Origin of the sequence: Micromonospora sp. WMMD1128 (assembly GCF_027497235.1) — a bacterium.
GTDB lineage: Bacteria > Actinomycetota > Actinomycetes > Mycobacteriales > Micromonosporaceae > Micromonospora.
Genome location: NZ_CP114902.1, coordinates 6792501 through 6814137, shown reverse-complemented (window position 1 = coordinate 6814137; position 21637 = coordinate 6792501). Strand labels below are relative to the sequence as shown.

Below are 21637 nucleotides of genomic sequence, written 5' to 3'. Positions count from 1 at the left end.
GATCTTCCGGGAGGGTGGGGTGGCCCACCGTCGCGGGACCTGTATCCTGGCTCGCGGAGGATTCGCCTAGAGGCCTAGGGCGCACGCTTGGAAAGCGTGTTGGGTTTACACCCTCACGAGTTCGAATCTCGTATCCTCCGCTCTCTTGAGCAGCAAGCGACAGGGCTGGCCCAATCAGGGCCGGCCCTTCGTCGTTCGGTGTCGCAACGGGTCGGCCGCCGTCACGCGGTGGCTGCGCTCACCGACGGACGCCCGAGGTATCTCGTCGGCGGCGCCGGCGCCTGACGTCAGCCGCTGACGTGGCGGAGGACGGCCAGGACGCGGCGGTTGTCGCCCTCCGAGGCCGGCAGGCCAAGTTTGGCGAAGATGTTCGCCACGTGCTTCTCCACGACTCCGGGCGTGATGACCAGGGCCGCCGCGATCCCGGCGTTGGATCGTCCCTCGGCCATCAGCGACAGCACCTCCCGCTCCCGCGGGGTCAGCGACGCCATCCCGGTGGTGTCCCGCCCGGCCCGCATCAGGTGGCCGACCACCTCCGGGTCCAGGGCGGTGCCGCCGGACGCCACCCGGGTCAGCGCGTCCACGAAGTCGGCGACGTCGGCGACCCGGTCCTTGAGCAGGTAGCCGACGCCGGTGGGCCGGTCGGCGAGCAGGCGGGTCGCGTAGCGGGTCTCCACGTACTGGGAGAAGACAAGCACGCCGACCCCGGGCTGGTCGCGCCGGACGTCGATGGCGGCGCGCAGCCCCTCGTCGGTGTGCGTCGGTGGCATCCGGATGTCGACGACTGCCACGTCCGGAACGAAGTCGGCGACCGCGGTCCGCAGCGCGTCCGCGTCGGCCACCGCCGCGCACACCTCGAAACCGCGGTCGGTGAGCAGCCGGACCAGCCCTTCGCGCATCATCGCGGCGTCCTCCGCGATCACCACCCGCATGTCGTCGTCTCCGTTCACACGTGCGTGGGCAGTTCGATCTCGACCCGGGTCGGACCGCCGGCCGGGCTGTGCACGCGCATCCGGCCGTCCACCACGGCGATGCGGCGGGCCAGGCCGGTCAGGCCGGGGCCGTCCGGGTACGCCCCGCCGACGCCGTCGTCGGTGACGGTGAGCGTCAGGCGCTCGGCGGATCCGCCGACGTCGAGCCCGACCCGGGTCGCCCGGCTGTGCTTGGCCGCGTTCGCGAGCAGCTCGGCGGCGCAGAAGTAGGCGATGGTCTCGATCGCGGGCGCCGGGCGGGCGGGCAGCTCGACGGTCACCGCGACCGGGACGGCGCTGCTCGTGCCGAGCGTCGCCAGCGCGTCACCGAGACCGTTGTCGAGGACCGGCGGATGGATGCCGCGCACCAGGTCGCGCAGGTCGGCGAGGGCGTCCTTCGCGCCCCGGTGGGCGAGCGCGACCAGTTCCCGGGCCTGCGCGAGGTCCGGTGGCGGGCCGTCCGCGCCGAGCTTCTCGGTCGCCATGCCGAGGTTCATCGCCAGCGTGGCCAACCGGATCTGCGCGCCGTCGTGCAGGTCCCGTTCCAGCCGGCGCATCATGGTGGCCGCGTCGTCGATCGCGCGGGCGCGGCTGACCTGGAGTTCGCGTACCCGCTCGGCGAGCCGGCGCGGGCCGAGCAGCCGGCGCATCGCGGCCACGTCCGCTGTCGTACCGGCCCGCATCAGCCACGGCGCGACGAGCAGCATGGCGAGGCCGGCCGCGGCGATGAGGAACGTGCCGGCGAGCGTCCGGGTGCCGATCGCGCCGAACGGCGTCAGCGCCCACACCGGGCCGAGGCGGGTGCCGGGTGGGTGGTTGCGGAACAGCGGCCACCACAGCGGGTAGCTCAGGTTGACCGGGCCGAGCACGTAGCAGAAGACGCCGTACCCCTGCGGGATGGCCAGTGGCACCTTGAGCAGGCCGTACCCGACGGCACGCCAGCCGGGCCCGTCGGCGACCAGGGCGCCGAGCCGCTTCGAGGGCCGCGGTGGTGGGGCGTCCACCCGCACGTCGAGCAACCGGTCCGCGAGCCGGCGGTGCATCGCGCCCGTCGCGCGCCCGATCGGGGCGGCCAGCACGACCAGGAGCGCGACGGTGAGTGGGAAGAGCACCAGGAAGATCGGCGCGACGACCGGCGCGGGCTGCCGGGACATGCCGCCGGTCGCCCGGAGGATGAGCGCGCCCAGGGCCGGCACGAGCGCCGGCACGGCCAGGATCACGACCGCGCTGAGCACGCCGACCAGGCAGAACACCGCCCGGCGCAGGGTCGGCCCGGTGAACGGGGCGCGCAGCGCGGTCATCGGCCCATTGTCGCCGCTCACGCGTCGCGCCGGCGGAGCAGTACGCCGCCGCAGAGGAGCGCCACCGCCGCGTACCCGCACATCAGCAGCACGCTCACCCAGCCGGCGAACAGCCCGGGTGTCGGCGCGGTCACCGCGACCGAGTTGAGCAGCATCAGCAGCGGGACGAAGCGGCCGACCCCGATGCCGTCCTCGCCGAACAGGCCGACCGCGATCGTCGGGACGAACATCAGCGCGAACAGCGTGCCGATCGCGGCGCCCGAGTGCCGTACCACAGTCCCGATGCCCACGCCGATCAGCGCGGTGGCGGCCAGGTATCCGCCGGTCAGCAGGACCGCGCGCAGGATCCGCGGGTCGCCGAGGGAGGCGGCCGGGATGGCGGTATCGCGGATCGCGAGCTGCCCGCCGAGATAGCCGGCGAAGCTGGCGAGCAGACCGACGGTGAGCGCCGCGCCACCGCACACCGCGGCCTTCGCGGCCAGGACGGTCCTGCGCCGGGGTACGGCGGCGAGCGTCGAACGGATCATCCCGGTGCCGTACTCGCCGGTCACCAGGAGGACGCCGAGCGCGCCGAGAAGGAGTTGGGCCAGGATGGCGCCGCTCAGGCTGTTGTTCAGGATCTGCGCGGTGGTGGCCACCGGTGTGTGCGACCGGTAGCCGAGTCCCACCCCGACGCCGGCCGCGGCCATCGCGGCCACCGACGCCCCGGCCAGCCACCACGTGGACCGGACGCTACCCAGCTTGATCCGTTCCATCCGGGCCGCGTGCCGGAATCCGTAGCCGCTCATGACACGTCCGTTCCGCGATAGTCGGTGGTTTGCGAGGTGAGCCGAAAGAACGCGTCCTCCAGGTTGTCGTGGCCGGCGGCGAGTTCGGCGACTGTCGTCTCGGCCAGCAGCCGGCCCCGACCGATCACCACCAGCCGGTCCGCGGTCAGCGCCATCTCGGCGATCAGGTGGCTGGACACGAACACGGTCCGGCCTTCGGCGGCGAGCCCGCGCAGCAGGTCCCGGATCCAGCGGATGCCCTACGGGTCCAGCCCGTTGACCGGCTCGTCGAGCAGGACGACGGCCGGGTCGCCGAGCAGGGCCACAGCGACGCCGAGCCGTTGGCGCATGCCGAGCGAGTAGGTGCCGGCGCGCCCGCTCGCCGCGTCGGTCAGCCCGACGACGCGCAGCACCCGTTCGACCCGGGAGGCGGGGATGTCGTTGCTGGCGGCCAGTGCGCTCAGGTGTGCGCGCCCGCTGCGGCCGGGGTGGAACGCCCCGGTGTCGAGCAGCGCGCCGACCGTCTTCAACGGCCAGGCCAGGTCCGGGTACCGGACGCCGTCGACAAGCGCCTCGCCGTGGTCCGGGGCGTCCAGGCCGAGGATCATGCGCATCGTCGTCGACTTGCCGGATCCGTTCGGGCCGAGGAAGCCGGTCACCGCGCCCGGCTGGACCCGGACGCTCAGCCCGTCGACGGCGACCCGGCTCCCGTAGCGTTTGGTCAGCTCACGTAGTTCGATCACACAGTCGACGCTAGGCAGCGCCGCCGGTGGTCGACAGCCGGAAACCATCCGGCTACGACCGGGGGTTTTCCACCATCCCCGTCGTACACATGTTCTATCCACAGCCTGTGGACGCACCTGGGGGATCGGATGAGTTACCAGCTCAGCGCCGTGGTCGCGGACGTCGAGCTGCTCCGCGAGCAGACCGCCGACCTGGACCACGCGGTGCTGGCCGCGCTCCGGCAGGACTTCGCGCTGCTGCCGGTCACCCCGCAGCTCGTGGCGGAGCTGACCGGCGCGCCGCCGGACTTCGCCACCGACGAGCCGTGCGCCGTGCGTCCGTTCCGGCTCGTCCTCTCCCCGCCGCTGGCGGAGCTGCTGGCCCGCTGGTCGAGGCCCGGCCCGGTGGCATACCTGGAGGCGGAGTTCGCCGGCGGGCTGGGCCACCAGGCGGCCGTGGTGTGGCTGGGCGGCGAGGTGAGCTGGGGGCCGCGCCACGACGGCGCGCTGGACCGGCCGCGCGCCGAGTGGCCGATCAACGCGGCGCTGGCCCGGCTGGGTGCCGAGCCGGGCGCGTGGATCGACCCGTTCGCCGAACTGGGCCTGCATCTGGAGCGCGACACGGACGGTTGGCTGGCGCACGGCCGGCGCGGGCTGTCCGCCGACTACTGGGACGAGTTGGCCGAAGAATGGGAATCGCGCCAATCCGGCCCGCACCAGCAACCTCTTCGCCCCGGTCCCGTTGGGGACTGGGGGATTACATGAAATCACGACAATTCGGTTTTATAGCCGCACTGCTGGTCGCCGCTTCCGCCACCGGGAGCGGCGTCCGTCCACAGGGACCGGACGTGGCGGCCCGGCCGGTCGGCGCCGCCGAGGTGGTCAGCCTGAACGGCCTGCGCAACGCGGAGTTCGGCGCCACCGAGGACGACCTGACCCGGCGTGGCCTGCTGCGCACCGACGAGGACGCCTGCGGGCCCACACTTGCCGGACACGGCTCGGTCAGCCCGATCTTCGTCGACGACCGGCTCGTCCTGCTCTGGCTCGACGACCCGATGACCACGCCGGAGGGGATCAGCGCCGGCACACCGGTCGGCGAGGTGCGCGCCGCCTACCCCGGCGCCGCCGCGCTGCCGGCGCCGCCCGGTAGCCACCGCTTCGCCGGGCTGCTGGCCCGCGACGGCGACCGCGGCTACCTGTTCCTGCACGACGGCGTCACCGTCCGAAAGATCATCGTCGGGTACGCGGACTGGGCCCGCCGCCTCTTCGACGAGGGCTACGGCCCCTGCTGACGACGAAGCGCCCGGGGATTCCGGGCGCTTCGGCGATTGGCGGTGGCGGCGGGATTTGAACCCGCGGAGGGCGTAAACCCTCACACGCTTTCGAGGCGTGCTCCTTAGGCCACTCGGACACGCCACCGCCGACGAGGGTACAGGACCACCGGCACGGACGCCGAGCCGGTATCCCGTCGGCCGGCCTGGCAGGATCTTTGTCATGAGTACGCACATCGGCGCTGAGCCGGGAGAGATCGCCGAGCGGGTCCTGATGCCGGGCGACCCGCTGCGGGCCAAGTGGATCGCGGAGACCTACCTCGAGGAGGCCCGCTGCTACACGACGGTGCGCGGCATGCTGGGCTTCACCGGCCGGTGGAACGGCGTCGACGTCTCCGTCCAGGGCTCCGGCATGGGCATGCCGTCCGCCTCCATCTACGCCCACGAGCTGATCAACGACTACGGCGTGCGGACGCTGATCCGGGTGGGCTCCTGCGGCGCCCTGACCGAGGACCTGCAGTTGCGGGACGTGGTGGCCGCGATCGGCTCGTCCACCGACTCGAACATGAACCGGATGCGCTTCGACGGGCTGATCGACTACGCCCCGGTGGCCGACTTCGGGCTGCTGCGTACCTCGGTCGACGTGGCCGAGCGGCGCGGCATCAGCATGCGGGTCGGCCCGATCCTGGCCGCGGACGCCTTCTACACCGACCGGCCGGACCTCTACGACACGCTCGCCGACTACGGCGTGCTGGCGGTGGAGATGGAGTCGGCGGCGCTCTACACCATCGCGGCGCGGTTCAAGGCCCGCGCGCTGACCATCCTGACCGTCAGCGACCACATCAAGACCGGTGAGAAGACCACGTCGCAGGAGCGTGAGCAGACGTTCGGCCAGATGGTCGAGATCGCCCTCGACACCGCCATCGCCTGACCGTCCCGTTTCCGCCCGCCCCCGCCACCCGCCCGGTGCCGGGGGCGGCGGCTTGTTAAGCGGGGGCCCCGCCTCTACCGGATGCGTTAAGCGGGGCCCCCGCCTTACCTGAAAAAGGCGCGCAGCAACGCGGCGCTCTCCGGTGCGAGGACGCCGCCGTACACCTCGGGGCGGTGCGGGAGGCGGCGGTCGCGCAGCACGTCCCAGAGCGAGCCGACCGCGCCCGTCTTCGGCTCCCACGCCCCGAACACCACTGTCGGTACGCGGGCCAGCGCGATCGCTCCGGCGCACATGGTGCACGGCTCCAGCGTGACCACGAGCGTGCAGCCGTCCAGCCGCCATCGGCCCAGCCGCCGGGCGGCGCGACGCAGCGCCAGCACCTCGGCGTGCGCGGTGGGGTCGCCGGTCAGCTCCCGCTCGTTGCGGCCGATCGCCAGTTCGGCGCCGTCGGGTCCGTAGAGCACCGCCCCGACCGGCACGTCGTCGACGCCTTCGGCGGGCGGCCCGCTGTCCGGGCCGGTCACCGCGACCTGAAGGGCCCGGCGCATCCACAGCTCGTGCCGCTGCCGGCGGCCCACCGTGCCCGGGTCGGTCAGCCCTTCGTCGGCGCCGGGGCCGGGACGCGACGTCCCCGCGGTCGCCAGCGCCGGGTCGGTGGCGTCGGCCGGCTCGGTGGCGCCGGGCGTCACATGCTCGCCGGGCTCAGACCTCACGCAGCTCCTCGACCTCGTCCGCGCAGCCGAGCACCTGGCAGATCTCGGCGGTCACGTCGGCCGGCATGTTGCCGTCGTGCGCGCAGAGCGCGAGCAGCTTCTGCGCCGAGATGCCCAGGTCGGCGAGGAGGTCGGCGTCGCCCACCGGGTCGGCCTCCGGGTCCACGGCCGGCTGCTCCTCGGTCTCGTCGTCGCCGCCGGACGGGCGCGGCTCGTCGACCTCCTCCAGGCCGGTGACCGAGGTCTTCAGGTCGCCGACGAGCAACGCGCCCAGCCGGGACTCCTCCGCGTACGCCGAGTCGGAGCCGAACACGCGCAGGTCCTCGCCCTCGTCCAGGCGCAGGACCACCAGGTAGGTGTCGTCCGCCTCGACGAACAGCAGCGAGATGTCCGCGTCCGGCTCGACGTCGCGCAGGCGGTCGGCCGCCTCCTCGATGTCGGTGATTCCCCGCAGGCTCACCTCGCCGGCGCTCCAGCCGCCGTCGACGCGCGCCACGGCAGCAGCGAAGTACGACACGGTCCCCCCAAACTGGCTTCGGCGGCACGCCGACAACTCACGCGATGCACGTTAACCGGTCGGGTCGGCGGGCGACCGGTCAACGCCCCGTAACGGGCCGGCCGTTCCTGGAGAAAGCCGGTCAGCCGGTGACGCGGCGACGCGTGGCGATCAGTTGGCGAAGACGCGCGCTGTGCGCCCGCTGCGGCCGTTCGCGCTGCTGAACCGCTCGGGCACCGGCCAACTCGGCGAGGATCTGAAGGCGTCGGCGGCTCCGATCGGGGTCGAGCCGCGGCGGTGTGGTCCAGGCCATACGGCGAGCGTGAACCGTCACCGCCCGTACGTCAAGATGGTCTTCGCTACGCAGCGAAACCGGCACCGAAGGTCACCAGAGCGGCCAGTCGCCGGTCTGCGCCCACCGCACGGCGACGACCGCCGCGGCGATGCTCCAGCCGCCGGCGATGACGATCGCCACGCCGGTGGCGACCCCGCGGTCGCCGTGTCGGACCAGCACCGCGGCCACCGCCCAGGCCAGCCCGCCGGCCAGCAGCGTCCACCAGGCGTATCCGGCCACGTCGCGGCCGACCAGCCCGAACAGCAGCAGCCAGGCGAACGTGACCACCGCGCCGATCGCGACGCCCGCGCCGGTGACCGGGTACGGCTCGCGGTAGCTGGGCCGCGTCGACCCGCCGGACGGGAAGAGCCCCGACGGGGTACGCGGCGGCGGGTGGAACACCGCCGGGCCGGTTTGCTCGGATCCGCCGTGCCACCCGTTCGCCACCGCTGCTCCCTCCCCTGGACCACGCCCGCGACATCACGCACAGTGACACCCCGTCGTGGGTGGGTCTCGGCGTTCGTTCCTACGGTAGTGGTCTGCCAGGATGATCGGATGCGCTCGCCATCGATCGGACGCCGCGCGCGTCCGGCGTACCCGGTCCTGCTGCTCGTCGCGGCGCTCGCCGCCGGGTGCGACCGGCCCGAAGCGCCCGCCGACGCGTGGCAGGATCCCAGCCCGATGGTGACCGCGGCGCAGCCTGCGGCGCCGACGGCGAGCCCGGCCACGTCCGTCGCCCCGACCCCGACCCCGACGCCGACGCCGACCCGCGCGGCGACGCGGCGGGTCTTCCCGGTCCGGGCCGGCAACATCGACTACCACCCGACGCACGGTGGCTATCCGGGCACCGACATCTTCGCCGACTGCGGTGAGCCGGTGGTGGCGGTCACCGACGGCGTGGTCCTTGAGGTGAGCCGGGTGGACCGGTTCGACAAGCGCGGTCCGCTGGGGCCGAACAACGGCGGCCTCTCGGTGTCGCTGCTCGGCGACGACGGGGTGCGCTACTACGGCTCCCACCTGAGCGCGATCACCGCCAACGTGGACGCCGGGGTACGCGTCCGCGCCGGGCAGCAACTCGGCAAGGTGGGCCGCACGGGCAACGCGAACAACGTGTGCCACCTGCACTTCGGGCTGTCGCCGAAGTGCACCGGCCACGACGACTGGTGGATCCGTCGGGGCGTGGTCTGGCCGGCGCCCTACCTGAACTCCTGGCGCAAGGGCAGCAACCGCTCCCCGGTCGCCGAGGTCACCGCCTGGCAGCGCAAGCACGGCTGTCCGAAGTCGCCGGGTCGCTCCGGCTCGGGCGGGTGACCCGACGCGCGGTCCGCCGGCGCACGGCGGGCGGCCGGAGCGCGTAGGTTCCAGGGCATGAGTGCCCGGGATCCCATCGCCGACCTGCGCCGGATCGCGTTCCTGCTGGAGCGGGCGAACGAGGCCACCTATCGGGTACGGGCGTTCCGGTCGGCGGCGAACGCGCTCGGCGCGCTGCCGAGCGGCGAGGTGGCCGAGCGGGCCCGCACGGGGAAGCTGACCGAGCTGGCCGGCGTCGGTGACGTCACCGCCCGTTGTGTGGCCGAGTCGTTGGCCGGCGAGGAGCCGGTCTACCTGCGCCGGCTGCTGGCCACCGAGGGCACCGACCTGGACGAGGAGGCGGCGAAGCTGCGGGACGCGCTGCGCGGCGACTGCCACAGCCACTCGGACTGGTCCGACGGCGGCTCACCGATCGAGGAGATGGCGCTGGCCGCGGTCGAGCTGGGCCACGAATATCTGGTACTCACCGACCACTCGCCCCGGCTCAAGGTGGCCCGGGGGCTCACCGCGGACCGCTTGCGCCGGCAGCTCGACCACGTGGCGGCGGTCAACGAGGCGTTGCCGAAGGGCTTCCGCATCCTCACCGGCATCGAGGTCGACATCCTCGCCGACGGTTCGCTCGACCAGACCGACGAGCTGCTGGCCCGGCTGGACGTGGTGGTCGGCTCGGTGCACAGCGGCCTGAACGACGACCGGGCGAAGATGACCCGCCGGATGCTCACCGCGGTCGCCAACCCGCACCTGGACATCCTGGGGCACTGCACCGGCCGGATGGTGTCGTCCCGGCCGGCCGGCGTGACCGGCCCGGGTGACAAGGGACACCGGGCGCGTACCCGCAAGGAGAGCGACTTCGATCCGGATGCCGTCTTCGCCGCGTGCGCGGAGCACGACGTGGCCGTCGAGATCAACTCGCGGCCGGAGCGGCAGGACCCGCCGAAGCGGCTGATCCGCCGCGCCCTGGAGGCCGGCTGCCGGTTCGCCATCGACACCGACGCGCACGCCCCCGGGCAGCTCGACTGGCAGCGCTTCGGCTGCGAGCGCGCGGCGCGCTGCGGCGTACCGGCGGACCGGGTGGTCAACACCTGGACCGCCGACCGCCTGGTGAGGTGGACGACGAGCCGGGGCTGAGCGGTCAGCCCCGGACGGCCGCCTGGATCACCGGATCGCCGGCAGGCGCCGGCTCGGACTCCGGGACGGCGGCCGGCACCGGCTGCGCGCCGGGGCGACGCCGGCCGAACAGGCCCTGCGCGACCGCCACGCCGACAAGCACGACGAACGCCCCCACCGGCTGGTGCCAGTTCGTCCGTTCGCCGAGGACCACGGCGCCGACGAGCACCGCGAAGACCGGGATCAGGTACGTCACGGTGGACGCCGTGCTGGCGCCGGCCAGCCGGATGTTCCGCATGTTGATCACGAAGGCCAGCCCGGTGCCGAGCGCGCCCAGCGCGAGCACGCTTCCCACCACCCGCCACGACAGGCCGGTCGGCACCGGCGGGGCACCGGCCACGAACGGTGCGACAAGCGCGAGCTGCGCGCTCGCCACGAGCAGTTGGGCGGCCGACAGCGACAGGCCGGAGTGCGTGCTGCCGGCGATGAACCTCTTCTGGTAGGGGATCGCCAGGCCGTAGCAGGCCGCCGCGCCGAAGCACATGAGCTGGCCGGTGAAGTGGGCGCCGCCGACGCCCTCCCAGACGCCGAGCACCACGAGCACGCCGACGAAGCCCAGCGCCAGCCCGACCGCCCGCCGCGCGGTCAGCCGTTCGGTGCGGAACACGAGCACCGCCATCGGCAGCACGATAAGCGGCGTGGTGGCGTTCCAGATGCCGGCGAGCATGGACTCGACCCGCTGCTCGCCGAAGCCGAACAGGGTGAACGGCAGCGCGACGCCGAACGCGGCCACCACCAGCAGGTGGGCCCAGATCCGGGGCTCGCGGGGCAGCCGGTCGCGCAGCACGGCCAGCACCACCAGCAGCGTGGCCGCGCCGGTGGCCACCCGGTAGAGGGTGAGGTGCACGGGATGCAGCTCGCTCACCCCGACCTTGATGAAGAGGAAGCTGGAACCCCAGATCGCGGCAAGTGCGACGAACCCGGGCAGCCAACTGCGCAGTGGCGCCCGGTCAGGAGCGGTCTCGACGGTCACCCCTGACACTCTGCCCCTCGGGTACGACGAAGTCGCGCGAAAATCGGACGTGGTGTCGACCGCCACAGCAACCGACCTACAGTGGGAGCGTTGACCGGTCGAGGAGGTGACACGTCGATGGCCATGCCCATGCGTTTCGATCCGCTCGTCGATTTCGACGGCATGTGGACCACCGGGCTCGCCGACCGTTACCTCCCGTTGCGCGAGTTGCCGAGCACGCGCTACGAGTGCATCGACGGAAGGCTGGTCATGACCCCCGCCGAGACCGCCACCAACAGCTATGCCGAGGGTGAGTTGATGCACCTGCTCAAGCCGGCAGCGAAGGAGGCCGGCTACTACGTCTTCGGCCAGGTGAACCTGACCTTCACCCCCGACCGGTGGATCCAGCCCGACCTGACCATCCTGCACACGTTGCCCGGGACCGACCAGGAGGACCGCTGGATCCCGGCCCGGCTGTGCACCATGGCGGTGGAGTTCGTGTCGCCGGGCAGTCGACGCCAGGACTTCGTGGACAAGCCGCGTCGCTGCGCCGAGGCCGGGGTGCCGTACTTCATGCGGGTGCAGATCGCCCGCCAGATCCGGCACGTCGGCGTCGAATTCCTGACGCTCGACGACGGCGGCTACGTCGGCACGGCCCAGGCCGTCAGTGGCCAACGACTCAAGCTGGACCTGCCGTTCCCGATCGACTTCGATCCGGCGGACCTGCTGCCCTGACACGGCGAACACGCTCGACACCGGGGCGGTCCGGTCACGTAGGGTCGCCCCGTGGGACGAATCGATGACCTCGCCAACCGATACGTGGCCCAGTGGGCTCCGCTGAGCCCGACCGGCGCCACCTACGTCGGCATCGCCGGCTACGACGACCAGCTCGACGACCTCTCCCCCGACGGGTACGCGGCCCGCGCCGAACTGACCCGGCGCACGCTCGGCGAACTCGACGTCATCGAGCCGGAGACCGAGGCGGAGCGGATCGCCCAGGAGGCGATGCAGGAACGCCTCGGGCTGGAACTCGCCCGGTACGACGCCGGCGAGCTCACCAGCGAGGTCAACGTGATCTCCAGCGGGCTGCACGAGCTCCGGATGGTCTTCGACCTGATGCCGACCGACGGCGAGGAGGCGAAGGCCAACGTGGCCGCCCGGCTCAACCGCTTCGCGTCGGCGCTCGACGGCTACAAGCGCACGCTCCGCGAGGCCGCGGCGGTCGGCCGGGTCAGCTCACAGGTGCAGTTGGTCGAGGTCGCCAAGCAGTGCGACGCCTGGGTCGACCCGGACGGCGACAACTTCTTCCACGGCCTGGTCGAACGCCTCGACTCCGACGGCCCGCTCGGCGCCGAGCTGCGCAAGGGCGCCGCCGCCGCGACCGCGGCCACCGCCGAGTTCGGGCACTTCCTCCGCACCGAGCTGGCCCCGGAGGGGCGGCAGAAGCAGGCCGCCGGCCGGGAGCGCTACGAACTGGCCTCGCAGTACTTCCTCGGCGCGAAGGTCGACCTGGACGAGACGTACGCCTGGGGTTTCGCGGAGTTGGCCCGTCTGGAGGCCGACATGCGGACGGTGGCCGGGCGGATCGTCGGCCCCGGCGCCACGATCGACGACGCGGTCCGCGCGCTCGACGCCGACCCGGCGCGGACCATCCGGGGCAAGGAGGCGTTCCGCGACTGGATGCAGGCGCTCGCCGACGATGCGATCAGCGAGCTCGCCGGCACCCACTTCGACATCCCGGAGCAGATCCGCCGGATCGAGTGTCGGCTCGCGCCGACGAGCGACGGCGCCATCTACTACACCGGGCCGAGCGAGGACTTCTCCCGGCCGGGGCGGATGTGGTGGGCGGTGCCGCAGGGCATCACCGAGTTCTCCACCTGGCGCGAGGTGACCACCGTCTATCACGAGGGCGTGCCGGGTCACCATCTCCAGGTCGCCCAGACCGCCGTCCGGGCCGACCTGCTCAACCGCTGGCAGCGGCTGCTCTGCTGGGTGTCCGGGCACGGTGAGGGCTGGGCGCTCTACGCCGAGCGGCTGATGGACGAGCTGGGCTACCTGGACGATCCCGGCGACCGGCTCGGCATGCTCGACGGGCAGGCGCTGCGGGCCGCCCGGGTGATCGTCGACATCGGCATGCACCTGGAGTTGGAGATCCCGAAGGACAACCCGTTCGGCTTCCACCCGGGCGAGCGCTGGACGCCGGAGCTGGGCTGGGAGTTCATGCGGGCGCACTGCCGGGTGCCGGACGAGAACCTGCGCTTCGAGTTGAACCGCTACCTGGGGTGGCCGGGGCAGGCGCCCTCGTACAAGGTGGGCGAGCGGATCTGGTTGCAGGCCCGGGAGGAGGCGAAGGCCCGCAAGGGCGCCGACTTCGACCTGAAGGAGTTCCACCGTCAGGCGCTCGACCTGGGCGCGCTGGGGCTCGACCCGCTGCGCCGGGCGCTGGCCCGCATCTGAGTTTCCCCGAACGCGACGGCCGGGGTCGGAAGAACCTCCGACCCCGGCCGTTTCGTCGTCCGGTCAGGCCAGGTCGACCCGGAGCTTCGGCGTGGCGCTGAGCTTCTTCGAGTGCTCGTAGGCCAGCGTGATCACCGGGTCGTCGAAGCTGAGCGGAATCGGCGAGGTGACCGGAATGCCGTCCGGGAACGGCAGGTCCGGCGTCAGCGTGATCTTGATGCCGAGCACGCGCCCGACGAACCGGGTGGCGTAGAACGCGACGTCACCCTCGACGGTGAGCTCGTCGGTGACGTACCGCTGCTTCTTGCCCGCCGGGCCGCTCGCAAGCAGCGTGAAGTCGTCGGTCACCGCCTTGTCCATGGTGAACTTCAGGCACTTGAGCTTGCCCCGGTAGGTGGGCAGCTCGACGATGCCCTCGAAGCGCAGCCCGGTCATCGTGACCTTGGAGCCGGTGAGCAGCGAGGGCGGGTCGGCGACGAGGGGTTGGTCGGGGTCGGCGGCCAGCTTGGGCAGCGGCTTGCCCTCCTCGACCGGCTTCGGCTTGGTCGGGGCCGGGTCGGCGTCGTCGCAGTCGGCGTCCGGCTTCGCCGGGGTCGACGGCTTCGCGCTGCCGCCGGGCTTCGGCGTGGCGCTTCCGCTCGCGGCGGCGGTCGAGGGTGACGGTGCCGGCTCGGCCTTGTCCTTCCCACCGGTGAACAGGCCGGTGATGCCGTCGACGATCTCGGTCAGCAGGTTGCCGTCCGAGTCCTCTTCCTCCGGCTCGGCCGGGGCGGTGGCGCTCGGGCTGGCCGACGGCGACGCCGAGGCGGTCTTCGAGGCGGTCGGCTTCGGCGCCGGCGCCGATGTGGTCGGGCAGGCGGCCGGCGCGGCGACCGCCGGCCGCTGGTCGCGGACCGCGAGCAGCCCGGCCGCGGAGACGGCGAGGACGAGCAGGATCGCGTACGTCCTGGGCGGGTGACCCGGGCGGCGTGGGGTGTCGGCGTCCGGCGTCTCGACGGCCGGTTCCGTGGGCGCGGCCTCGCGCAGCGGGTTGCGCGGCGCGGGCAGCGTGTCGGTGAGGACTCCGGTGGTGTCGTCCTCCCGCTGCCGGGGCAGCAGCTCGTCGACCAGGGCCGGCTGCGGCTCGTCGGCCGGCTCCTCCGCCGGCTCGTCGACCGGATCCACGGGCGTCGCCGGGGGGTCCGCCTTCTTGCTCGGCACCCAGGCGAAGCCGAGCGCGCTGCCGACCATGCCGAGCAGCAGGCCGATGAAGAAGCCGCCGAGGTTGACCCCGATCAGCGAGTAGAGCGCGGTGATCGCCGCGACCACCGCGTAGAACATCCGCTGGGCCGGGCTGAACCAGAGCAGCATGCCGCAGGCCACGAGGATGGTCGGGATGAGCCAGGACAGGAAGCCGGTGGGCCCCATCTGGAACGAGAGGCCGTTCAAACTCATCTGGGTGGTGCCGAAGATCTCCAGACCGGCCAGGGCGGTGAAGAGTCCACCCCAGAACGGCCGCTCCCGGCGCCACCGGCGGAAGCCACGCCACGCCTGGCCGAGCCGACCGGGCCGGGCCTGCCGCGTTTCGGCGGTTGTCACGTACTCCTCCTGGCGGTGCTGACGGGGTGAGACATGGTCGAGGCCCGCGGAGGGCGCCCTCCGCGGGCCTCGCCCTCAGATCAGAAGCATTCCTTGGCGTCCTTGCCCACGTTGACCTTCAGCTTCAGCCCGTTGAGGGTGAAGACACCGGCGCTCGTCGAGCGCGCCACCTGCTTGAGCCCCTTGATGGTCACCACGTCGGCGCTCTGCCCGAACGCGCCCGGCTGGCCCTGCTTCGCGTTGAGCTCGTTGGCGTCGCGGCCGATCTGGATGTTCTCGAACGTGGCATCGCCCTCGAGCGAGTCCATGTCGATCAGCAGGTTGGTCGCGGTGGCCGGCTTGCCGCCGCCACCGGCGTTGATGGTCAGCACGATCGGGATGCCCGGCAGGCTGGCGTCGACCGACTGGCAGAGGTCGTAGAGCTTGGCGTCGGCGATCTCGGAGACGGCCACCGGGTGCTTGGTGCCGTTCTTCTCCTCGACCATGCCGCCGTACTGCTTGAAGCCGTTGCCGACAAGCGTCGAGGCGCCGACCTTGAAGGTCTGCCCCGACACCGCGAACGACGCCGCGATGGCGCCGTTGGCCATGCCCAGCACGATGCCGCCGGCCACGACGGTCGCCGGCACCATCATCGCGGCGAAGCGCCGCCAGCGGGTGCCACCACTCACCTGGTCACTCACAAAGTCCTCCTCGACGGGGGTGCGTCACCGGACGCGGGTCGCGACGCGGGACGGGAAAGCTGCGGGGCGGCGCGGAAGCCGTTGTGCCGAACGGGGCGCGCGGTCGCGGATTGGATGCTCTCGCGAAGCGACAGAGCTCACAAGACCCTTGCTACTGGCGGGTAACACAACTGTGGTATCAAGATCGATTGTGGTTACCAACGGTTAACATCCCGGCGACTCGGCGGCCTGGGCAAAACGACACGATTACGACGGGACGCCGGGCCGGTTTCACCAGCGGTAGCCGTCGCACCCAAACATCACAGTTTGGTAACGGCAAGCTGCAAAGGGGCTGGGTGTGAGGAGACCGTCACCCGTCCGGTCAGGCTCGGCCGCCGGCCGGAGGACGGATCAGGCCCGCGCGTCCAACCACGACCCCAGCAGGTGGCGGTCGATCGAGTCGATCCGGCCGAGGGGACGCCCCGCGGCCACCCGGGCCCGCAGCTCCGCCCGGGTGAACCACCGCGCCTCCACCACTTCCTCGCCGTCGACCCGAACCCGCGTCGACACCGCCGTCGCCCGGAAGCCGAGCATCAGCCCAGCGGGAAACGGCCACGCCTGCGAGCCCTGGTAGACCACCTCGCCCACGGCCACCCCGGCCTCCTCGCCGACCTCCCGCCGGACCGCGTCCTCCAGGCTCTCGCCGATCTCCACGAACCCGGCGAGCGTCGACCAGGAATCCTCCGCCGCGCCCCGATGCCGGGCCAGCAGGCAACGCGCCGGCTCACCCGGCGCCTCGACGAGCATGATGACCGCCGGCTCGATCCGCGGGAACAGCAACCGGCCGCAGCCCGCGCCGCCGCAGGAGCGGAGGTGCCCGCCCGAGCCGACCACCGTCGCCGCGCCGCAACCACCGCAGAACCGCTGGCCGCGATGCCAGTGCAACAACCCCTTCGCGTACGCCAGGACGGCCGCCTCGGCCGCGCCCAGCTCACCCACGAGCGCCCGGACGTCCACCGCCTCGACCGCGCCGGCCAGCTCGCACGCCTCGCCCTCGCCCCGGCCGGAGAGGTCGACGGCGAACAGCGCCCGCCCCTCGTCCAACCCGAGGAAGACCGTCTCGTCCGCACCGGCGAGCAGCCCGGCCGCGTCCACCACCGCCGGCCGCACCGGTGCCCGCACCGCGTCGACGAGGCACCGATCGCGCCACAGCGGCAGCAGCACGCTCGCCGGATCGGTCAACCGCGCCGCGAGCCACCCCGGGTCACCGCGCAACGCCGCCGCCCGGTCCAGCCATCCGCCGCCGTACGCCAACACCCGCCCACCGTGTCACGATCAGCGCCGGAACGGGGACCCGAAACGGGTGATCGGTACGACACCGCCGCCCGCCCGACACGACCGCCGGCCGGAGACTCCCGACCGGCCCGAGCGTTGGTTACCGTAGGTGTCTCCCGCGGGGGAAGCGGTCCCCGCGCATGTACTTCCGATCGAGGTTGAGTGACGATGCACGGCGAAAAGATGCCGGCTGCCGACGACCGGCCCACCGTCAAGGTAGCGGCGGTGAGCTGGCCCGGAGTCGAGCTGGAGCCGGTCGCCACACCGCCCACCGGCGACGGCGGCGGGCCCACCCGCTCCCGACGCGCCCGGCTGCTGCTGGCCGGCGGGCTCACCGCCGCCCTGCTCGCGGGCGGCATCGGCGTCGGCGCCTACGCGTACGCCGGTGACGTCCCCCGCGGCACCACAGTGCTCGGCACCGAGCTGGGCGGCCGGAGCCGAGCGGAGGCCGCCCGGGCGCTCCGCGCCGAGCTGGAGCGCCGGGCCGACGCGCTGAACGCTCCGCTGGCGGTCACGGTCGGGGAGAAGAAGGCCGAGTTGAACCCGGCCGACGTCGGGCTCGCCATCGACGTGGACGCCACCGTGGCGGCGGCAGCCGCCGCCGACGCGCACGCGGTGAGCCGGCTGGTCGGCTCGCGCGCGGTCGACCCGGTGGTGACTGTCGACACCGACCGGCTCGACGCCGCCCTGCGCGAGGTGATGGGTGACCAGGGTCAGGAGATGACCGTGCCGACCATCATCTGGACCGGCACCACGCCCAAACCGGTCTATCCGAAGCCGGCGCTGACCGTGGACCCGGCCGGCGCGACGCCGGCGGTCACCTCCGCGTGGCTCGCCGCCCGACCGGTCACCGTGCCGCTCGTGGAGAAGTGGCCGGCGACCAGCCGCGAGGAGGTGGACCGGCTCGTCACCGAGCTGGCCCGGCCGGCCGTCGCCGCGCCCGTCACGCTCACCACAGGTGGTGGCTCGGTCACCATCCCACCCGCCGCCATCGCCCGATCGTTGCGTTTCTCGACCGACGACGCCGGCACGATCACCCCGCGCGTCGACGTCAAGCGGCTGCGCACCGCGCTCGGCGACAAACTGACGAAGCTCGAGAAGGAGCCGCGCGACGCCGGGCTCACCATCAGCGGCGGCAAGCCGAAGGTGGTGCCCAGCCGCGCCGGCCGCCAGGTCGACGCCGCCGCGCTCGGCCCGGCGCTGCTGGCGGTGCTGCCCAAGGCGGACGACCGCACGGTGACCGCCGAGCTCAAGCCGGCCGCCCCCGAGCTGACCGAGGCCAAGCTGGCCGAGCTGGGCATCAAGGAGCGGGTCTCCACCTTCACCACCCGGTTCACCGGTGGTCTCTCCTCCCCCCGCAGCCAGAACATCGTCCAGGCGGCCAAGGACGTGGACGGCACGATCGTGCGGCCGGGGGAGACCTTCTCGCTCAACGCGCACACCGGGGAGCGCGGCTACGACCAGGGCTACCAGGACGCGCCCACGATCGTGGGCGGCAAGCTGGTGCCCGGCGTGGGCGGCGGCGTCTCGCAGTTCACCACGACGCTGTTCAACGCCACCTACTACGCCGGCATGGAGGACGTCGAGCACAAGCCGCACTCGTTCTACTTCAGCCGCTACCCGGCCGTGATCGAGTCGACCATCTACTGGCCGCAGCTCGACTTCAAGTTTCGCAACAACACCCCGCACGGCGTGCTCATCGACACCTCGTACACGGCCGATTCGATCACCGTGTCGATCTGGAGCACCAAGATCTATGACAGCGTCAAGACCGAGTACGGCCCCCGCCGTAACATCACCCAGCCGAAGACCGTCTACCTGAAGCCGGGCCCGAGCTGCATCTCCGCGGCCGGCGGCATCGGATTCGCCCAGGACGCGTTCCGGGTGATCAAAAAGGACGGCAAGGTGATCAAGCGGGAGAAGTTCAGCTGGCGCTACGACGCCGAGCCGCGCTTCATCTGCGCCAAGGATCCGAACGCCTGACCCCGGACACGAGGAAGGCCCCGCCTGGCGGGGCCTTCCCTCATTGCTCGGTGCTCTTGCTCGGCGCGCTCAGGGCCGCGCCGCGGCCAGCCCCTCCCGCACGCCGTCCGCATCGCGGTCGGTGCCGTAGACAGGCGTGTCGGGCTGCTGACGCCAGCTCTCGTCGAGCGTGCCGGCGTCGACCGCGTCGAACCCCAGCTCGTCCACCAGCCCCATGACCACCCGCTTGGCGTCCGCGTCGTCACCGGCCACCGGCAGGGCGATCCGGCCCGGGGAGCCGGCCGGCTTGCCCTCGTCCATCAGGTGCGCTGCCTGGATGTTGTTGAACGCCTTCACCACCCGGGCGCCCTTGAGGTGGTCGGCCGTCCAGCGACTGGAGCTGAGGCTACGGTCCAGCAGTTCGGCGACGTCGCCGTCCCGCTGCGGGTAGTAGTTGTTCGCGTCGACGACCAGTTTGCCCTCGAAGACTGCCGGGGGTAGCTGCGGCACCGCCTTCAGCGGGATCGCGACGACCACCAGTTCCGCGCCCTGGACCGTCTCCTCCAGGCCGGCAGCCCGGGCGCCGGTCTCCGTGGCGAGGTCGGTCAGGCTCTGCGGACCGCGGGAGTTGGTTACCACGACGTCGTGGCCGAGTGAACTCAGACGACGGGTGAGGGTGCCCCCGATGTGCCCCGACCCGATGATTCCGATCTCCATGACCACTCCTGTACCCCGGCAGGTCCGTCCCGATCGCAAACCTGCCGTACGCCATGTCACGTTTCCGAAACCGCCAGGCCGGCGGGGAACCCGCCGGGCGGTCCCGGCTCGACGGTACGAAATGCGGCACCCTGCCCGTGGTGATTCTCGCCGAACGCAGTTCAGGGCCACCCCGTGGGGGTGGCCCTGAACTGAAGGTTTGTCCGGCGGTGTCCTACTCTCCCACACCCTCCCGAGTGCAGTACCATCGGCGCTGGAGGGCTTAGCTTCCGGGTTCGGAATGTTACCGGGCGTTTCCCCTCCGCCATGACCGCCGTAACTCTATGAACATGTCAACCAACCCCTGGCGGGTGGTGTTTGTTCAGAGTTGCACAGTGGACGCGTAGCAGCTTGGTAGTCAAGTCCTCGGCCTATTAGTACCGGTCAACTGAACCCGTTACCGGGCTTACATTTCCGGCCTATCAACCCAGTCGTCTAGCTGGGGGCCTTACCCCACAAAGTGGGTGGGATACCTCATCTTGAAGCGAGCTTCCCGCTTAGATGCTTTCAGCGGTTATCCCTTCCGAACGTAGCTAACCAGCCGTGCCCCTGGCGGGACAACTGGCACACCAGAGGTTCGTCCGTCCCGGTCCTCTCGTACTAGGGACAGCCCTTCTCAAGTATCCTACGCGCACGGCGGATAGGGACCGAACTGTCTCACGACGTTCTAAACCCAGCTCGCGTACCGCTTTAATGGGCGAACAGCCCAACCCTTGGGACCTGCTACAGCCCCAGGATGCGACGAGCCGACATCGAGGTGCCAAACCATCCCGTCGATATGGACTCTTGGGGAAGATCAGCCTGTTATCCCCGGGGTACCTTTTATCCGTTGAGCGACACCGCTTCCACATGCCAGTGCCGGATCACTAGTCCCGACTTTCGTCCCTGCTCGACCTGTCAGTCTCACAGTCAAGCTCCCTTGTGCACTTGCACTCAACACCTGATTGCCAACCAGGCTGAGGGAACCTTTGGGCGCCTCCGTTACCCTTTAGGAGGCAACCGCCCCAGTTAAACTACCCACCAGACACTGTCCCTGAACCGGATAACGGTCCGAAGTTAGATACCCAAATCAACCAGAGTGGTATTTCAAGATTGCCTCCACCTATACTGGCGTATAGACTTCACCGGCTCCCACCTATCCTACACAAGCTAATTCAGATACCAATGTCAAGCTATAGTAAAGGTCCCGGGGTCTTTCCGTCCTGCCGCGCGTAACGAGCATCTTTACTCGTAATGCAATTTCGCCGGGCCTGTGGTTGAGACAGTGGGGAAGTCGTTACGCCATTCGTGCAGGTCGGAACTTACCCGACAAGGAATTTCGCTACCTTAGGATGGTTATAGTTACCACCGCCGTTTACTGGCGCTTAAGTTCTCCGCTTCGCCCCGAAGAGCTAACAGGTCCCCTTAACGTTCCAGCACCGGGCAGGCGTCAGTCCATATACATCGAATTACTTCTTCGCATGGACCTGTGTTTTTAGTAAACAGTCGCTTCCCCCTGCTCTCTGCGGCCATACAACGCTCCACCCGCGCGGGGCTTCACGTCTCCGGCCCCCCTTCTCCCTAAGTTACGGGGGCAATTTGCCGAGTTCCTTAACCACAGTTCGCCCGATCGCCTCGGTATTCTCTACCTGACCACCTGTGTCGGTTTGGGGTACGGGCCGCTCAGAACTCGCTAGAGGCTTTTCTCGGCAGCATAGGATCACTGACTTCACCTGAATCGGCTCGGCATCACGTCTCAGCCTTCATGCGCCGCGGATTTACCTACGACACGGCCTACACGCTTACCCCGGCACAACCACCGGCCGGGATCAGCTACCTTCCTGCGTCACCCCATCGCTTGACTACTACCCGCCAGGTTCCCACGCTCCCCACCCTCAACCCGAAGGTCTTGGATGGTTTGGGTGGTTAGCACAACGAGGTTCATCAGGGACGCTCTTTCGCGGGTACGGGAATA

The 21637-nt window shown here is 71.1% G+C and carries 19 protein-coding genes, 2 tRNA genes, 2 rRNA genes and 1 pseudogene (1 of these 24 running past the window's edge); 9 read left to right on the top strand and 15 right to left on the bottom strand.

Annotated elements, in window-relative coordinates; all coding sequences use genetic code 11:
* Positions 1-55 precede the first annotated feature (55 nt).
* A tRNA-Ser gene (locus tag O7602_RS30930) sits at positions 56-140 on the top strand.
* A gap of 147 nt (positions 141-287) precedes the next feature.
* Here the strand turns inward: O7602_RS30930 and O7602_RS30925 are convergent.
* The 4 genes and pseudogenes from O7602_RS30925 to O7602_RS30910 form a co-directional block, all read right to left on the bottom strand.
* Positions 288-932 (bottom strand): response regulator transcription factor, encoded by a 645-nt coding sequence (locus O7602_RS30925; protein ID WP_281586160.1) that lies wholly within the window; start codon positions 930-932, stop codon positions 288-290.
* Positions 933-946: 14 nt separating this feature from the next.
* A complete protein-coding gene (locus O7602_RS30920; protein WP_281586158.1) occupies positions 947-2272 on the bottom strand; it encodes a sensor histidine kinase in 1326 nt (441 codons plus the stop codon).
* Positions 2273-2289: 17 nt separating this feature from the next.
* On the bottom strand, positions 2290-3060 hold the full coding sequence (locus O7602_RS30915) for an ABC transporter permease subunit (protein ID WP_281586156.1): 771 nt from the start codon (positions 3058-3060) through the stop codon (positions 2290-2292).
* A gap of 74 nt (positions 3061-3134) precedes the next feature.
* Positions 3135-3782 (bottom strand): annotated as a pseudogene (locus O7602_RS30910) (ATP-binding cassette domain-containing protein); the annotation flags it as partial.
* Positions 3783-3911: 129 nt separating this feature from the next.
* Here O7602_RS30910 and O7602_RS30905 point away from each other — a divergent pair.
* Positions 3912-4526, top strand: a complete 615-nt coding sequence (locus O7602_RS30905; protein ID WP_281586154.1) for a hypothetical protein — start codon at positions 3912-3914, stop codon at positions 4524-4526.
* The gene (locus tag O7602_RS30900) at positions 4523-5053 is read left to right on the top strand and encodes a hypothetical protein (protein ID WP_281586152.1); all 531 of its coding nucleotides are present in this window, start codon (positions 4523-4525) and stop codon (positions 5051-5053) included. Before O7602_RS30905 ends, O7602_RS30900 begins: the two co-directional genes overlap by 4 nt.
* 37 nt (positions 5054-5090) lie before the next feature.
* Here the strand turns inward: O7602_RS30900 and O7602_RS30895 are convergent.
* A tRNA-Ser gene (locus O7602_RS30895) sits at positions 5091-5180 on the bottom strand.
* Between the two features lie 75 nt (positions 5181-5255).
* Between O7602_RS30895 and deoD the strand changes: the two genes are divergently transcribed.
* Entirely contained in the window at positions 5256-5963 is a 708-nt protein-coding gene (deoD, locus tag O7602_RS30890; protein ID WP_281586150.1) for a purine-nucleoside phosphorylase, read from the top strand.
* A gap of 104 nt (positions 5964-6067) precedes the next feature.
* Here deoD and O7602_RS30885 read toward each other — a convergent pair whose 3' ends face one another.
* The 3 genes from O7602_RS30885 to O7602_RS30875 form a co-directional block, all read right to left on the bottom strand.
* Positions 6068-6511 (bottom strand): nucleoside deaminase, encoded by a 444-nt coding sequence (locus O7602_RS30885; RefSeq protein ID WP_281590639.1) that lies wholly within the window; start codon positions 6509-6511, stop codon positions 6068-6070.
* A gap of 154 nt (positions 6512-6665) precedes the next feature.
* A complete protein-coding gene (locus O7602_RS30880; protein WP_281586148.1) occupies positions 6666-7193 on the bottom strand; it encodes a tRNA adenosine deaminase-associated protein in 528 nt (175 codons plus the stop codon).
* Positions 7194-7557: 364 nt separating this feature from the next.
* Positions 7558-7908 (bottom strand): hypothetical protein, encoded by a 351-nt coding sequence (locus tag O7602_RS30875; RefSeq protein WP_281590637.1) that lies wholly within the window; start codon positions 7906-7908, stop codon positions 7558-7560.
* A gap of 153 nt (positions 7909-8061) precedes the next feature.
* Between O7602_RS30875 and O7602_RS30870 the strand changes: the two genes are divergently transcribed.
* Both O7602_RS30870 and O7602_RS30865 read left to right on the top strand, forming a co-directional pair.
* Positions 8062-8817 (top strand): M23 family metallopeptidase, encoded by a 756-nt coding sequence (locus tag O7602_RS30870; protein WP_281586146.1) that lies wholly within the window; start codon positions 8062-8064, stop codon positions 8815-8817.
* A gap of 57 nt (positions 8818-8874) precedes the next feature.
* A complete protein-coding gene (locus O7602_RS30865) occupies positions 8875-9945 on the top strand; it encodes a PHP domain-containing protein (protein ID WP_281586144.1) in 1071 nt (356 codons plus the stop codon).
* Between the two features lie 4 nt (positions 9946-9949).
* Here the strand turns inward: O7602_RS30865 and O7602_RS30860 are convergent, their stop codons facing one another.
* Positions 9950-10957: a DMT family transporter gene (locus tag O7602_RS30860; RefSeq protein WP_281586143.1), complete on the bottom strand. Its 1008-nt coding sequence runs from the start codon at positions 10955-10957 to the stop codon at positions 9950-9952.
* 117 nt (positions 10958-11074) lie between these two features.
* Here O7602_RS30860 and O7602_RS30855 point away from each other — a divergent pair, with 117 nt between their 5' ends.
* Together O7602_RS30855 and O7602_RS30850 are read left to right on the top strand one after the other, a co-directional pair.
* Positions 11075-11671 carry a Uma2 family endonuclease gene (locus O7602_RS30855; RefSeq protein WP_281586141.1) on the top strand — a complete coding sequence of 199 codons (597 nt, stop codon included), beginning with the start codon at positions 11075-11077 and terminating at the stop codon, positions 11669-11671.
* Positions 11672-11722: 51 nt separating this feature from the next.
* Entirely contained in the window at positions 11723-13393 is a 1671-nt protein-coding gene (locus O7602_RS30850) for a DUF885 domain-containing protein (protein ID WP_281586140.1), read from the top strand.
* Positions 13394-13456: 63 nt separating this feature from the next.
* Here the strand turns inward: O7602_RS30850 and O7602_RS30845 are convergent, their stop codons facing one another.
* From O7602_RS30845 to nudC, 3 genes are all read right to left on the bottom strand, one after another.
* Entirely contained in the window at positions 13457-14971 is a 1515-nt protein-coding gene (locus tag O7602_RS30845; protein ID WP_281586138.1) for a DUF6114 domain-containing protein, read from the bottom strand.
* Positions 14972-15051: 80 nt separating this feature from the next.
* Positions 15052-15651, bottom strand: a complete 600-nt coding sequence (locus O7602_RS30840; RefSeq protein WP_281586136.1) for a DUF6230 family protein — start codon at positions 15649-15651, stop codon at positions 15052-15054.
* A gap of 390 nt (positions 15652-16041) precedes the next feature.
* Positions 16042-16947: an NAD(+) diphosphatase gene (gene nudC, locus O7602_RS30835; protein WP_281586134.1), complete on the bottom strand. Its 906-nt coding sequence runs from the start codon at positions 16945-16947 to the stop codon at positions 16042-16044.
* A 186-nt stretch (positions 16948-17133) separates the two neighbouring features.
* On the opposite strand from nudC, the gene O7602_RS30830 reads away from it, so the two are divergent.
* Positions 17134-18948, top strand: coding sequence for a VanW family protein (locus O7602_RS30830; RefSeq protein ID WP_281586132.1), 1815 nt, complete (start codon positions 17134-17136; stop codon positions 18946-18948).
* Between the two features lie 69 nt (positions 18949-19017).
* On the opposite strand, the gene O7602_RS30825 is transcribed toward O7602_RS30830, so the two are convergent.
* The 3 genes from O7602_RS30825 to O7602_RS30815 all read right to left on the bottom strand — a co-directional run.
* A complete protein-coding gene (locus O7602_RS30825; RefSeq protein ID WP_281586130.1) occupies positions 19018-19644 on the bottom strand; it encodes an NADPH-dependent F420 reductase in 627 nt (208 codons plus the stop codon).
* Positions 19645-19845: 201 nt separating this feature from the next.
* Positions 19846-19962, bottom strand: a 5S ribosomal RNA gene (gene rrf / locus O7602_RS30820).
* 75 nt (positions 19963-20037) lie between these two features.
* Positions 20038-21637 (bottom strand): 23S ribosomal RNA (locus O7602_RS30815); it runs 1508 nt beyond the window's last position.